Genomic DNA, 15,348 nt, shown 5'->3' on the forward strand with positions numbered 1-15,348 from the left:
TTGAATATCATTTTCTGATATCTAAGCAGTATTTTTATTTAACATTCTTCTTTCGGCAGTCCTTCTACCTCTACTCCCCATTCTTTCATTTTTTTCAGAAACAGCTCTTTGTTAATCTCATGCAACGCATCCTTCTCCCCATACATTTTTCCAAACACTTCAAAATTTGCTACAAAGCTGCTATATGGATGCAATGACGCATAGCTGAAAGTTTCACTTGCAGAACTGCTGTTCCCAGATTTTTTCTTGATAAATAAAACTCCCTCTCCACAATGGCTTTCCTCAGATACAACCAGTTTTACTCGCAAATCCTTCCACAAATAACGTTTTGACAGGAAAAGAAACTTTCGGATACAGCCTTTTTTATCCATCTTTAAACGGTAACTTTTTCTGCTGGTGACTACCACATAAACTGGAACAAGAGCTATAAAAAATGGAATAAAGATAGCAATCAGTACTGGATTCTTCCAGATAAAAATCGGATATACAATAAATATCAGTAGTAAAAGCCAAACAGCTGCCGCAAGTAAGATCCAGGCGGTTCCATTTCTTCTGGACTGTAATCTTCCCTTTTTGTCCTGAAAAATATCAAAGTTTTTCGGTCGCTCTGTTTCAAAATCCACTCCCCATTCTTTTAATTTGGAAAGCAGCTCTTCCTTCTCTGCCGCCATTATTTCACCGTTTATATAAATAGAATATCTTTGCCCCGCTAATATTGGTCTATGCATTTTGAAATTAATACAGAAACTCCCTATTGGATGTCTTATTGGAAAAAGTTCACAATTACTGCTTTGCCTCGGCTGATGCTTACATGCTGCCAAAAATAAAGCTTCATCATAACAATATTCCCCCACATTTATTCTCAATTGTTTAATTTTAAATTCCTCCCATGTATACTTTCTTTTATAAAGCCATGTTTTAACCAAAACTCCCGTTTTATCCAAGATCAACTCTCGATCCATATTTCGACAAAGCAGATAAATACGCAAGATTATCACTATTGAATAGGCAATCGCAAACACAATGCTCATCGCTCTACCCTCTTCCTTATTAGGATCCGGCATATTCACTGCACAATATAGCAAAAATATGTCAAACCCTATCAAACAAATACTAAATCCGCATATACTGTCTATAAAAAAGTCTTTCCACTTTTTATCCGATTTTATAATTAATACATCTTTCTCCTGTCCCATTTTGATTACCTTTTTACAGGAAGAGCGAATCTTTCTCCGCTCTTCCTGTCTACATATTGCTTTTATCGCTCTCTCAATTGATTCATTTTAAACATAAAATATTTTCGAGCCCTCTCCTGTTGTTTTTTTGTCTTTGAACTCTTTTTAACCACAGGATTTGACTTTCTTTTATTTTGTAAAACATAACTTTTACACTCATCCAAGGAGCCAACTGCTTTCTAACTCTGTTTTTAGTTTTTTACTCTTCTTTCGGCAGTCCTTCTACCTCTACTCCCCATTCTTTCATTTTTTCCAAAAATAACTCTTTATTAATCTCATGCAGAGCATCTTTTTCTCCATACATCTTTCCAAACACCTCAAAGTTTGCCACAAAACTGCTGTATGGGTGCAAAGATGCATAGCTGAAAGTTTCACTTGCAGAACTGCTGTTCCCAGATTTTTTCTTGATGAATAAAACACCCTCTCCACAATGACTTTCCTCCGATGCAACCAGTTTTACTCGCAAATTTTTCCATTGGTAATGCTTTGATAGGAAAAGGAATTTTCTGGTACAACCTTTTTCGTCCATTTTTAAACAATAACTTTTCCTACTGATTATTACTTTGTAAACTATCAGAAAAACGATGCCAAATGGAATCGAAATAAATAACATGCCCATATCTTTTAATACAACAATTGGAAACATTAAACACGCGCACATTATTAATACCAGAACAAACGAAAATATTTTCCAGCCATATCCATTTCGTCTTGTACAAATTCCTCCTGACTTATCATAAAATATAGACTCATCCATCACTCTTACCTTTTCAATAGCTACTCCCCATTCTTTCATTTTTTTGAAGAAAAGGTCTTTATCAATTGCACAAACTTCACCTTCTACTACATAAGTTCTACTTCCATTCTTCCCTGTACCAAAATAGAACGGTTCATGTAATCCGCAAAAATTGATCACAAAACTATTAAAGGGATGTTGAAACATAAACATTGCACATTTATATTTTCCTTCCGGTATCGCATTCGTTGACATTAAAATACTTTCTTTATAATCCCCATACTTTACACGCATTTGTCTATTTTTCAGTTCATCCCATGTATACATTTTTTTGTACAAAAAACACTTTATACAACATCCTGTCTCATTTAATGTCAATACCTTACTGTCTTGTATCCAAGAAAACAATGAATAAACCAATCCGATCATTGGAGGCGAAACTATTGCAAATACTACAGGTGGTTTTAATAAAAAGCACCACATTAGTTCTAATATCAAACTCGCAATAACTGCTTCTTTTCTGAATTTCATCCATTTTTCATCTGATTTTACAACCAATATTCTATTATTTTCTTCTTCCATTTCCTCATCACCTACTCTTCTTTCGGCAGCCCTTCTACCTCCACTCCCCATTCTTTCATTTTTTCCAGAAACAGCTCTTTGTTAATCTCATGCAACGCATCCTTCTCTCCATACATTTTTCCAAACACCTCAAAGTTTGCCACAAAGCTACTGTATGGATGCAAAGATGCATAGCTGAATGTTTCACTTGCAGAACTACTATTCCCAGATTTTTTCTTGATGAATAAAACACCCTCTCCACAATGACTTTCCTCAGATGCAATCAGTTTTACCCGCAAATCCTTCCACAGATAACGTTTTGACAGGAAAAGAAACGTTCGGATACAGCCTTTTTCATCCATCTTTAAACGGTAACTTTTTCTGCTGGTGACTACCACATAAACTGGAACAAGAGCTATAAAAAATGGAATAAAGATAGCAATCAGTACTAGATTCTTCCAGATAAAGATTGGATATATGATAAAACCTAAAAGTAAAAGCCAAATAGCAGCCGCGAGTAAGATCCAGGCGGTTCCATTTCTTCTGGACTGTAATCTTCCCTTTTTGTCCTGAAAAATAGCCCAGTTTTTCGGGCGCTCTGTTTCAAAATCAACTCCCCATTCTTTTAATTTGGAAAGCAACTCTTCCTTTTCGACCGCCATTATTTCACCGTTTATATATATTGTATAATTTCTTGAAGTTACTAATATTGGTCGATGCATCTTAAAATTAATATTAAAACCACCCATAGGATACCTTATTGGGAAAAATTCACAATTACTATTTTGTCTCGGTTGACGCTTATATACCGCGAAAAATACTCCCTCATCATAACAAAATTCTCCTAAATTTTTTCGCAATTGCCTAATTTTGAAATCTTTCCACTCATACTTTTTTTCGTAAAAACATATTTTAGTCCAAATACCTGTTTTATCCAATACTAACTTTCGCCCTATATTTCTCCAAATCCGATAAATATTTAGCACCAGGAATATGTTTGCTATTATAAACATCAATGCTACACATTTTTCCAAAGTAACTGCTATTTCATGAGTTATTGCTCTACTCTTCCATAGATCATAGTTAAAAACTACCTCAACTACAATTTCCATTAATATAAAAAGAATTACCCCATTAACTCTAATCCTAAAATACTGTAACCATTCTTTATCTGATTTTATAACTAATACTTCTTTCTTTTCTTCTTCCATTTTGATTACCTTTTATAGGAAGAGCAAATTTACATTCACTCTTCCTATCTGCATATTACTTTTATCACTCTCTCAATTGGTTCATTTTAAACATAAAATATTTTCGAGCCCTCTCCTGTTGTTTTTTTGTCTTTGAACTCTTTTTAACCACAGGATTTGACTTGCTTTTATTTTGTATAGGATTTTTTTTGCTGCTTGACTTTCTGTATGGGAGTGATGCTACTACTCCCGCTGTCACTAAACCATTACCGATTCCAAAAATAGTACCAGAAACATTTTTAACAACATCTAAAATGGGTGTTTTCAATTCTATAATTGCATTAATACTAACTGCTGTACATAATGCTGTCATTCCACCTTTCCACAACGCTTCTTTCACATCACTTCCACTAATAATACTACAAATAGTTGTCCCTATTCCTGATATAAAAGCACTAGTCAAAGTAACATATAAATTATTTATTGTCACTCCGTTTACAAGTCCTGCCAAAGCTGCAACCGCCAAGTCTCCAATTCCAAACTCCTGTCCCGTTGCCTTTGAAGCAATATAACATGTCGCCACGTTTGTTACCATTCCGAGTACACCAAGCCCTACTGAGAATGCAAACATCCCTGCATCATCCCGATACATCACCGGATTATCATCACAGTAAGCATACAGATTCTTCTCCGTCAGCTGCTCTGGATCCTTCGTCAGTACACTCGCATCATCTGCATTCAGGAATCTTCTCACCTTCGGGTCGTAGTATCTTGTCTGCAGATAGTACAGTCCTGTCTCCTGGTCGTAATAGTAGCCTCTGTATCGCAGCGGATTGATCTGTGCAAGACCGAATCTTGAAACATCTGATGACACCAGAAGTCCTCCCCATGCATCATATCTATATACTACAACCTGGCTTCCTTTACTGTCAACAATCCCGATGATATCTCCCTGAAGGAGTCTTCCCGTCTGTTTTTATTTCTGTAAGTTACTTCCTTCAGAACCTTTCCCTTTCTCCTCCAACACTTCTATCGTCTTGCAGATCACCTCCGGTATCGGTACTCCCATCAGTCCTGCATTCTCTACAATTGACACTGCTTCATTTGCTATAAATGCAATACACACCGTATCCCTCAGATAACTTGTCCCCATCAGCAGATCCAGTCTTACTACAATCAATACAAATAACAACACCATCCCTTTTCTGCATAATCCTTTCCACCCTGCTCTGCTTTCCAATGTCCCGCTTTTTGATTTCGGACTCTTTTTAAATACAACCGGCAGTAAAACACCTCCGGTGAATATTACGGTGCGGCAGAGCCGCCAGTCCGGTGTGGCGAGAGCCACCTGTCCGGACTAACGGAGCCACCTCAGTTTGTTTATTAAGTTACTTTGCCATTGCTGGATCCAGTCCATATACTTCTCTCATAGAGAGGTCTTTAGCTGGGTCAACACTTTCAATATCGATTTTATAGGAATCATACGAAATACGATCCATGATAGCATCGGCAAGAGTACTTTCACCATCACAGATTTGCTGGTACCATTCACTTTCACGGAACTGAGAACAAAAGATTGTTGAAGATTTTTTACGTCTTTTATGTATCAGTTCAAAAAGATTTCTGGCTTCAGCTTCGGTCAGTTTAAGAAGCAGCCACTCATCAAGGATCAGTACTATTGGCTTGGTATATTTCTTCAGGACATTCGAGAAAGTTCCATTGTCCCTGGCAGCCTGTAAGTCCAATAATAGATCAGGAAGCCGTACATACCGTACTGAGTAATAGTGCTTGCATGCTTCCATGCCAAAGGCACAGGCCATATAAGTTTTACCACTTCCGGTTGCTCCAGTAATAAAGATGTTCCGGTATTCTGTAATGTATTCACAGGTTGCCAGACGGTTGATTAGTGCTTTGTTCAGCTTTCGTCCAGAATGGTAATCGATCGCTGCGATGCTGGCATCTGGCTGTTCAAACTCAGCCTGGCGGATCAGCCTTTTCAGACGATTGTTTTTACGGTTGCTATACTCGACATCAACAAGCATACCGAAGCGATCTTCGAATGGAACTTCCTTCATTGCAGGATCATCCATCTGGATGCGGAATGCATCTGCCATAGCAGTCAGACGCATTTCAATAAGTTTATCGATTGTACTTTGATTTGTCATGATTGTTTACCTCCATAGTATTTGGCTCCTCTGGTTATGCCGTGTGGTTTTTCTACTTGAGATGATTCTGATTCGGTATCAGGTGCATCCTTTGTTGCAACCAATAGATTTTTGATACTTTTATAGCTGGGTTTACCGGAATAAGAGAGCGCCTTAGCGCAGACCTGTTCCAGCTTTTCTGGCGAATATTTTTCTGCCAGTTTCAGTAATCCCATGCAGCTTCTGTAGGATTGCTGTTCAATCCTGCCGGAGGTAAGTATTGCATCGACAACCTTACTTGTGTTAATTCCAATCGAATCAGCCCACTTACGGAACCGGTCACCGTTCCATTCCAGATATTTCTGGTGTTCCTGCGGCATATGTTCTGTCACTGTAGAATACTGACTGCTTCTTCCATAGAGTCGTCTGTGAGAGGCAATACGATTGTGATTATAAAATATTTCAACCGTTGTATCTGTTATACGCACATCAACTTTATTTTTGATATACTGATAAGGCACGGAGTAGAACATTCTGTCTACTGCGATGTGATAGTTAAACTGGACGGTGGCTTGTTTCCACTCAGCCAGTTCAAAAGGTGTAGCAGGCAACGGAGCCAGTAATGGCATTTCTTCCCCAAGAAATAAACTGAGTCTGCTACATTCCTTTTTCTGGAATTTACGGGCGTTGTAGGCATCCAGTTTTTCACGGATTGAAGCATTCAATTCTGCAAGAGAGAAAAACTGTTCATTGCGAAGGGCTGCTGTTATCCATGTGGATATCTTTCCTACCGATCCCTCTACATTCGGTTTATCTTTGGGTTTCCGGACTCTGGCCGGAAGGATGGCAAGATTGTAATGTTCTGCCATCTCATGATAAGTTGTGTTTAAGGCAGTGTTGTACCAGTCACTCTTTTTATGATTCACTGCGGTTGTGCAGTTATCAGAAACGAGCATAGGTGTGACACCGCCAAAGAAATCAAACATCTGGATATGAGCTTTGATCCAGTTGTCAGTTTTCTCATTCATATATGCTTTTACAAAAGCATACTGACTGTAAGTTAATACACCTACAAATATCCATGCATCTGTTATTTCTCCGGTGTCCGGATCAATGATGTGAGCAGGGTCACCTGCCCAGTCAACTTCAATCTGTTCACCTGGTTTTCTAGGGATATGCATGGTAGCCCTGCGTTTTTCTTCATCCTTCTGGATGTAGTAGCAGAACTGAGAATACATTAGAGGCTCTTCGCTGTTCATGCGGCACTCCTCACAGTATTCTACCCAGAGAAGCTTTTTGTTTACGCCGTTCCGCAGAAGTTCTTTGCGGATGTAGTTAAAGTTTGGCATACGTTTATTCGTTGCCGACTTATCTTTAGGAAACATCAGCTCCTCTAGTGCACTGTCGGTCATGTCAAAATCCAGCGGCCATGAAAGATTGATTTCCGCTGCTTTTTTCAAAACCTTGGCGACTGTGTTTCTGGATACACCGCAACTCTGTGCGATGTTCCTCTCACTGAATCCTAAGCTTTTCAAGCGTAGGATTTCACGATACTTGGTCATAACTTACGACCTCCTTTATCTGTATTCACACCAAGGGTGTGTCTTTACAGTATAAAGGAAATATATGTAATAGAGCCCAATAAGGTGGCTCTGAATTACCGGAATATATGGCTCTCAAAGTCCGGACAGGTGGCTCAGAGAGCCCCGGAATAATCATCCGGTAAACCAGTCAATTCCCATAAACAGGATTAATGTTTCAAGCGCTGTATCCCAGCCACCAAATAAATTTACCACCAGACTGATCAGCGCACTTCCTGCTATAAATATCTTCTGTTTCATTTGATCTTCTCCTTCAACACAAAAGCAGTTGGCTCTGATCTTTTGAAATGTAAAATATAACTTTTACACTCATCCAAGGAGCCAACTGCTTTCTAACTCTGTTTTTAATTTTTTACTCTTCTTTCGGCAGTCCTTCTACCTCCACTCCCCATTCTTTCATTTTTTCCAGAAACAGCTCTTTACTAATCTCATGCAGAGCATCTTTCTCTCCATACATTTTTCCAAACACCTCAAAGTTTGCTACAAAGCTACTGTATGGATGCAAAGACGCATAGCTGAAAGTTTCACTTGCAAAACTGCTATTCCCAGATTTTTTCTTGATGAATAAAACACCCTCTCCACAATGGCTTTCCTCCGATGCAACCAGTTTTACCCGCAAATTTTTCCATTGGTAATATTTTGATAGGAAAAGGAATTTTCTGGTACAACCTTTTTCATCCATCTTTAAACGATAACTTTTTCTGCTTGTTATTACTATGTAAACTGGAACAAGAGCAATAAAAAATGGAATAAAAATAGCAATCAATACGGGATTTTTCCAGATAAAAATCGGATATACAATAAATATCAGTAATAAAAGCCAAACAGCTGCCGCAAGTAAGATCCAGGCGGTTCCATTTCTTCTGGACTGTAATCTTCCCTTTTTGTCTTGAAAAATATCAAAATTTTTCGGGCGCTCTGTTTCAAAATCAACTCCCCATTCTTTTAATTTGGAAAGCAGCTCTTCCTTCTCAGCAGCCATCATTTCCCCATTTATATAAACAGAGTATCTTGGTACTGCTAAAATTGGTCTATGCATTTTGAAATTAATATTAAAACTACCAAAAGGATATCTTATTGGGAAAAATTCACAATTACTATTTTGTTTCGGTTGATGTTCGTATATCGCAAAAAATAATCCCTCATCATAACAATACTCTCCTAAATTTTTTCGTAATTGCCTGATTTTAAACTCTTTCCACTCATACCTTTTTTCATAAAAACACATTTTAGCCAAAACACCCATTTTATCTAATATTAGCTCTCGTCCTATATCCCTCCACATTCGATAAATATTTAATATCAAAAATATATTTACTATTATAAATCCCACTATTATACATTTTTCCAAAACATTGGCTATTTCAGGTACGACTGCCTTTCTCTTTCGTAAATCATAGTTGAAAGCTATCACAACTACAATCTCCATTAACATAAAAGGGATTATTCCACTAACTCGAGCCTTAAAATACTGTATCCATTCTTTATCCGATTTTATAACTAATATTTCTTTTTTCTCTTCTTCCATTTTGATCACCTTTTGTAGGAAGAGTAAATATCCATTCACTCTTCCTATCCATATATTACTCTTATCCCTCTCTCAATTGATTCATTTTAAACATAAAATATTTTCGCGCTCTCTCCTTTTGTTTTGCTGTTTTTTTATAATTTTTAACCACAGGATTTGACTTTCTTTTATTTTGTGAGATATTTTTTTTACTACTTGAACTACTTGACTTTCTGTACGGAAATGATGCTACTACTCCCGCTGTGACTAATCCATTTCCGATTCCAAAAATGGTACCAGAAATATTTTTAACAACATCTGAAACAGGTATTTTCCATCCTGCAATCGCGTTAACGCTAACCGCCGTGCATAATGCGGTCATTCCACCCTTCCACAACGCTTCTTTTATATCACTTCCACCAGCAAGACTACCAATAGTCGTTCCAACTCCAGATATAAACGCACTAACCAAAGTAATATATAAACTACTCTTTGTCATTCCACTTACAAGTCCTGCAAAAGCCGCAACTGCTAAATCCCAAACTCCACACTCCTGACCGGTTACTTTTGCTGCAAAATAAGTTGTTGCCACATTGGTTACTGCACCAAATATTCCTGACACAATATCAAACATTCCCGTATCATCCCGATACATCACTGGATTATCATCACAGTAAGCATACAGATTCTTCTCCGTCAGCTGCTCTGGATCCTTCGTCAGTACACTCGCATCATCTGCATTCAGGAATCTTCTCACCTTCGGGTCGTAGTATCTTGTCTGCAGATAATACAGTCCCGTCTCCTGATCGTAATAGTAGCCTCTGTATCGCAGCGGATTGATCTGGGAAAGACCGAATCCTGATGCATCTGATGACACCAGAACTTCTCCCCATGCATCATATCTATATACTACAACCTGACTTCCTTCACTGTCAACAATCCCTATGATGTCTCCCTGAAGACTGGTCTGGTAGAAGTACATTTTTCCCTGATACTCAAAGGCAAACGGTGTCCCTTTCTCATCATACAGGAAGTCCATTCTCTCTCCGCCTTCTTCTTTCTGGGCTATGATCTTATCCCCATCCAGATAGAATCGGATTACCTTGTCTCCGACGGTTTTTTGGATTCTTCTTCCGTCATTGTCATAGACATACTGGCTGAGCGTTCCGCTCTTCTTCAGCGTCTTTAACTGCCGTCCCTTTTCCCAGGTCAGGTTCATTCCCATATAGGAAAGCGGATTTCCCATTGCATCATAGGTTATAGCCTTTCCATTGAAAGAGGTCAGCTGGTCTTTCCAGCCTGAGCTGTAGGTATAGGTATCCGTGCCTCTCAGCTCTTCCACTCCATTTACAAGATAATATTTCTTGTTTTCCAGAAGATTTCCTCCCAGATCATATGCATACGTAAAAGTCCTGCCTCTGACTGCATCTTCTTCCCGGATCACCTGATTCATTCCGGTGTAAGTATAGAGCATATGATCCGTTACTTTTCCTGTATCCAGTTCCTTCGTACAGATTTCCAGAATGTTACCACGTCCGTCATATGTGTAAGCAGTCTCTTTTCCATTTTCCGTGATCGTTCCTACCAGTGCTGTTGTGGTTCCTTCTTTTGCTCCCGGCACATAAGTATATGTGATCTCCTTCTTTTTGCCGGACGGATAGATCTGTGTTTTCTTCTCACAGCGTCCCAGCAGGTCATATGCATACTCGATACAGGTCTTTCCGTCTACCTGTACGCCATATTCAAGTCCCGGTTTCTGCTGTTTTGACACTTCACCGTAGAGATACTTCGTCTGATGTCCGGTTCCGTCCACACGGTACTGCTTCTGTGCCACCCGGTTCTTTTCATCATAGACGACTTTCACCTTCAATCCATCAGTGGATCTGCTCTCCAGAAGTCTTCCGATCCTCCAGTCCGTTTTTATTTCTGCAAATTACTTCCTTCAGGATCTTTCCCTTTTTCTTCCAACACTTCTATCGCCTTGCAGATCACCTCCGGTATCGGTACTCCCATCAGTCCTGCATTCTCCACAATTGACACTGCTTCATTTGCTATAAATGCAATACACACCGTATCCCTCAGATAACTTGTCCCCATCAGTAGATCCAGTCTTACCGCAATTAATACGAATAACAACACCATCCCTTTTCTGCATAATCCTTTCCACCCTGCTCTGCTTTCCAATGTCCCGCTTTTTGATTTCGGGCTCTTTTTAAATACAACCGGCAATAAAATCCCTCCGGTAAACCAGTCAATTCCCATAAACAGGATTAATGTTTCAAGTGCTGTATCCCAGCCACCGAACAAATTCACTATCAGACTGATCAGCGCACTTCCTGCTATAAATATCTTCTGTTTCATTTGATCTTCTCCTTCAACACAAAAGCAGTTGGCTCTAATCTTTTGAAATGTAAAACATAACGTTTACACTCATCCAAGGAGCCAACTGCTTTTCAACTCTGTCTTTAGTTTTTTACTCTTCTTTCGGCAGTCCTTCTACCTCTACTCCCCATTCTTTCATTTTTTCTAGAAACAGCTCTTTACTAATCTCATGCAGAGCATCTTTCTCTCCATACATCTTTCCAGGCACCTCAAAGTTTGCTACAAAACTGCTATACGGATGCAAAGATGCATAGCTGAAAGTTTCACTTGTAGAACTGCTATTCCCAGATTTTCCAGATTTTTTCTTGATGAATAAAACACCTTCTCCGCAATGGCTTTCCTCCGATGCAACTAGCTTTACTCTAAGATTTTTCCATGAATAGTGTTTTGACAAGAAAAGAAACCTTTGAGCACAACCTTTTTCATCCATTATCAAACTATATCCTTTTAGTTGTTTAAGATACACATATATTGTTGTAATAATAAATAATATTGGACTTACAGCCAAGGATAAGGCCATATTTTTCCCCAGAAAATATAATTTTATTAAAACTACAATTAACACTACCTCAATTCCCACCATAATGAGTTTCCATTGTCCTTCTACTTCTTTTGTTTTTATTGCTTTTTTTCCAAATAAATAATTGTTATTATCAATACTCCTTTCCGTTTCCAGTTTCACATTCCACTCTTTCATTTTCTTCAAAAATATTTCTTTATCTACTGCAGTTATTTCACCATGAATTGTTTTTACAAATGGAGATGGTTTTTCTACAGAATCATAAAAAAATGGTCTTCCCAAAGTCATACGGTTATGTTTTCCTTCAAAATTAACAACAAAACTACTTAGTGGATGTTTCAGCAAATATTCCGTACACTTATGGCTGGCTAATGTTTTTTTACTTTTACTTGCAGAAAATAAAACTCCTTCATATTCCCAAACACCAATCTTTGATCTTAATTGCCTAACTCCGATCTTTGACCACGGGTACGTTTTCTTATACAACGATAGAAATTCTATCGTACATCCATTTTTATCAATAAAAACTGTCCGCCCCTCATTCCATACCATCCATAACCATAAAGGCATAATTAAACACAAAAGCACACAAAGCAATACTAGGTCTTTTAAAAAATTCCTTCTATCTAATATTGTTACCCCTACCAACAATACCAAATAGGCACTTAATATACCTAAAGTTTCTATTTTTCTATATTTAATCCATGTTGAACTTGATTTTACTATTAATCTGTTTTTATTATCTATTACTTTTTCTTGCATTCTCATTATTTTTCTAGAAAGAGCGCTCTTCTACGCTCTTTCTATTTTTTGTTAATATCTCAATTGGTTCATTTTAAATACAAAATATTTCCAACTTTTGCTTTTGTTATTGGATAAATATTTTTTTGCACTTGTTTTCTTATATTTTTTTTGATTATTATTAGTCTTTTGATATTTTTTACCATTAGTCCTTTTAGATGAATACACTGCAATTCCAGTAGCCGCCATTATATTACTACCTGCACCGAAAACTGTAGTTGCTAATGAAGGCATCTCCTTAGTAATAGGTATTCTTATAGCCATATATGTATTAATACTCATATACATACACGCTCCTGCTATTGCACCTTTACTGATTGCTGTTTTTAATCCATCTCCCGCCATACAACTCAAAACAGTAGTTCCCATACCTGTAAAAAATGCACTTGCAACCATCGCAGTAAAACTTCTTGGAATAATAACACTCACTGCTCCTGCTATTGCTGCAACCCCACAATCTCCTATTCCAAACTTCTGTCCTGTTGCTTTTGCAGCAATATACGATGTTGCTATGTTTATTATCGCTCCAACTGCAATTTCTATCGCCGTCGCTGTAATCACAAACATCCCAGCATCATCCCGATACATCACTGGATTATCATCACAGTAAGCATACAGATTCTTCTCCGTCAGCTGCTCTGGATCCTTCGTCAGTACACTCGCATCATCTGCACTCAGGAATCTTCTCACCTTCGGGTCGTAGTATCTTGTCTGCAGATAATACAGTCCCGTCTCCTGGTCGTAATAGTAGACTCTGTACCGCAGCGGATTAATCTGTGCAAGACCGAATCCGGATGCATCTGATGACACCAGAACTTCTCCCCATGCATCATATCTATATACTACAACCTGACTTCCTTTACTGTCAACAATCCCGATGATGTCTCCCTGAAGGAGTCTTCCAGTCCGTTTTTATTTCTGCAAATTACTTCCTTCAGGATCTTTTCCTTTTTCTCCCAACACTTCTATCGTCTTGCAGATCACCTCCGGTATCGGTACTCCCATCAGGCCTGCATTCTCCACAATTGACACTGCTTCATTTGCTATAAATGCAATACACACCGTATCCCTCAGATAACTTGTCCCCATCAGCAGATCCAGTCTTACTACAATCAATACAAATAACAACACCATCCCTTTTCTGCATAATCCTTTCCACCCTGCTCTGCTTTCCAATGTCCCGCTTTTTGATTTCGGACTCTTTTTAAATACAACCGGCAGTAAAACACCTCCGGTAAACCAGTCAATTCCCATAAACAGGATTAATGTTTCAAGCGCTGTATCCCAGCCACCAAATAAATTTACCACCAGACTGATCAGCGCACTTCCTGCTATAAATATCTTCTGTTTCATTTGATCTTCTCCTTCAACACAAAAGCAGTTGGCTCTGATCTTTTGAAATGTAAAATATAACTTTTACACTCATCCAAGGAGCCAACTGCTTTCTAACTCTGTTTTTAATTTTTTACTCTTCTTTCGGCAATCCTTCTACCTCCACTCCCCATTCTTTCATTTTTTCCAGAAACAGCTCTTTGTTAATCTCATGCAACGCATCCTTCTCTCCATACATTTTCCCAAACACTTCAAAGTTTGCTACAAAGCTACTGTATGGGTGCAAAGATGCATAGCTGAAAGTTTCACTTGCAGAACTGCTATTCCCAGATTTTTTCTTGATGAATAAAACGCCCTCTCCGCAATGACTTTCCTCCGATGCAACCAGTTTTACCCGCAAATCCTTCCACAAATAACGTTTTGACAGGAAAAGAAACTTTCGGATACAGCCTTTTTCATCCATCTTTAAACGGTAACTTTTTCTACTGGTTACTACCACATAAACTGGAACAAGAGCTATAAAAAATGGAATAAAGATAGCAATCAGTACTGGATTCTTCCAGATAAAGATTGGATATATGATAAAACTTAAAAGTAAAATCCAAACAGCAGCCGCGAGTAAGATCCAGGCGGTTCCATTTCTTCTGGACTGTAATCTTCCCTTTTTGTCCTGAAAAATAGCCCAGTTTTTCGGGCGCTCTGTTTCAAAATCAACTCCCCATTCTTTTAATTTGGAAAGCAACTCTTCTTTTTCGACCGCCATTATTTCAGCATTTATATATTGCTGAGTTTTTTGATTAGCCAAAATAGGTCTATGCATCTTAAAATTAATAACAACACTGCCAGAAGGATATCTTATGGAAAAAAGTTCACAATTACTGTTTTGTCTCGGTTGATGCTTGTGCTTCGTAAGAAATAATCCCTCATCATAACAATACTCTCCTATATTTTTTCGTACTTGTCTGAATTTAAAATCATTCCAACCATACTTTTTTTCTTTAAACCATAACTTAATCAAAATCCCCGTTTTATCCAATACTAATTCTCGTCCTATATTTCGCCAAATACGATAAATATCTAATATGAATAATATTGTAACTATTATCAAAGGACTGCTTAATAATTCTATTTCCCATTTAGGCACCGATGATGGATATAACAAAACAAAACTAATCCCTGCTATTATCCCCACACTACCAATAACATGTGACGTCGTATCAGCCTTTATTTCCTGTATCCATTCCTTATCTGATTTTATAACTATTATTTCGCTATTTTCTTTTTGTTCCATTACCTGACCTTTCACAGAAAGAGCAAATAACTCTTTGCTCTTTCCATA

Annotated in this window: 15 protein-coding genes and 1 pseudogene; all 16 read right to left on the reverse strand. The window is 38.0% G+C overall.

The features are described 5' to 3' along the window. Positions 1 to 38: 38 nt before the first annotated feature. Positions 39 to 1,196 carry a hypothetical protein gene (locus NQ556_RS15290; protein ID WP_008369014.1) on the reverse strand — a complete coding sequence of 386 codons (1,158 nt, stop codon included), beginning with the start codon at positions 1,194 to 1,196 and terminating at the stop codon, positions 39 to 41. Between the two features lie 238 nt (positions 1,197 to 1,434). Further along, on the reverse strand, positions 1,435 to 2,604 hold the full coding sequence (locus tag NQ556_RS15295) for a hypothetical protein (RefSeq protein ID WP_227084723.1): 1,170 nt from the start codon (positions 2,602 to 2,604) through the stop codon (positions 1,435 to 1,437). Beyond that, positions 2,565 to 3,743: a hypothetical protein gene (locus NQ556_RS15300; protein ID WP_243257448.1), complete on the reverse strand. Its 1,179-nt coding sequence runs from the start codon at positions 3,741 to 3,743 to the stop codon at positions 2,565 to 2,567. Before NQ556_RS15300 ends, NQ556_RS15295 begins: the two co-directional genes overlap by 40 nt. Positions 3,744 to 3,807: 64 nt before the next feature. Continuing rightward, a complete protein-coding gene (locus tag NQ556_RS15305; RefSeq protein ID WP_326998082.1) occupies positions 3,808 to 4,668 on the reverse strand; it encodes an RHS repeat-associated core domain-containing protein in 861 nt (286 codons plus the stop codon). A 30-nt stretch (positions 4,669 to 4,698) separates the two neighbouring features. Beyond that, a complete protein-coding gene (locus tag NQ556_RS15310) occupies positions 4,699 to 5,070 on the reverse strand; it encodes a phage holin family protein (RefSeq protein ID WP_195196694.1) in 372 nt (123 codons plus the stop codon). A gap of 40 nt (positions 5,071 to 5,110) precedes the next feature. Further along, a complete protein-coding gene (gene istB, locus NQ556_RS15315) occupies positions 5,111 to 5,887 on the reverse strand; it encodes an IS21-like element helper ATPase IstB (RefSeq protein ID WP_008369148.1) in 777 nt (258 codons plus the stop codon). Then, on the reverse strand, positions 5,884 to 7,428 hold the full coding sequence (istA, locus tag NQ556_RS15320; RefSeq protein ID WP_008369149.1) for an IS21 family transposase: 1,545 nt from the start codon (positions 7,426 to 7,428) through the stop codon (positions 5,884 to 5,886). The genes istB and istA overlap by 4 nt, the downstream gene beginning before the upstream one ends. Positions 7,429 to 7,581: 153 nt before the next feature. Further along, positions 7,582 to 7,707 (reverse strand): phage holin family protein, encoded by a 126-nt coding sequence (locus NQ556_RS15325; protein WP_008371646.1) that lies wholly within the window; start codon positions 7,705 to 7,707, stop codon positions 7,582 to 7,584. Between the two features lie 112 nt (positions 7,708 to 7,819). Continuing rightward, positions 7,820 to 8,995 carry a hypothetical protein gene (locus tag NQ556_RS15330; RefSeq protein ID WP_243257417.1) on the reverse strand — a complete coding sequence of 392 codons (1,176 nt, stop codon included), beginning with the start codon at positions 8,993 to 8,995 and terminating at the stop codon, positions 7,820 to 7,822. A gap of 61 nt (positions 8,996 to 9,056) precedes the next feature. Beyond that, entirely contained in the window at positions 9,057 to 10,838 is a 1,782-nt protein-coding gene (locus NQ556_RS15335) for an RHS repeat domain-containing protein (protein ID WP_195196692.1), read from the reverse strand. 56 nt (positions 10,839 to 10,894) lie between these two features. After that, positions 10,895 to 11,335, reverse strand: a complete 441-nt coding sequence (locus NQ556_RS15340) for a phage holin family protein (RefSeq protein WP_008371653.1) — start codon at positions 11,333 to 11,335, stop codon at positions 10,895 to 10,897. A 112-nt stretch (positions 11,336 to 11,447) separates the two neighbouring features. Continuing rightward, positions 11,448 to 12,638 carry a hypothetical protein gene (locus tag NQ556_RS15345; RefSeq protein WP_243257419.1) on the reverse strand — a complete coding sequence of 397 codons (1,191 nt, stop codon included), beginning with the start codon at positions 12,636 to 12,638 and terminating at the stop codon, positions 11,448 to 11,450. A gap of 51 nt (positions 12,639 to 12,689) precedes the next feature. Further along, positions 12,690 to 13,244: a hypothetical protein gene (locus NQ556_RS15350; protein ID WP_173686052.1), complete on the reverse strand. Its 555-nt coding sequence runs from the start codon at positions 13,242 to 13,244 to the stop codon at positions 12,690 to 12,692. A gap of 57 nt (positions 13,245 to 13,301) precedes the next feature. After that, positions 13,302 to 13,487: pseudogene (locus NQ556_RS16900) on the reverse strand (RHS repeat-associated core domain-containing protein); the annotation flags it as partial. A 102-nt stretch (positions 13,488 to 13,589) separates the two neighbouring features. Beyond that, positions 13,590 to 14,030, reverse strand: a complete 441-nt coding sequence (locus NQ556_RS15360) for a phage holin family protein (RefSeq protein ID WP_195196689.1) — start codon at positions 14,028 to 14,030, stop codon at positions 13,590 to 13,592. Between the two features lie 112 nt (positions 14,031 to 14,142). Beyond that, positions 14,143 to 15,300 carry a hypothetical protein gene (locus tag NQ556_RS15365; RefSeq protein WP_243257432.1) on the reverse strand — a complete coding sequence of 386 codons (1,158 nt, stop codon included), beginning with the start codon at positions 15,298 to 15,300 and terminating at the stop codon, positions 14,143 to 14,145. Between the last annotated feature and the right edge of the window lie 48 nt (positions 15,301 to 15,348).

The sequence above is a fragment of the Coprococcus comes ATCC 27758 genome (assembly GCF_025149785.1).
In the GTDB taxonomy this organism is placed as follows: domain Bacteria; phylum Bacillota; class Clostridia; order Lachnospirales; family Lachnospiraceae; genus Allocoprococcus; species Allocoprococcus comes.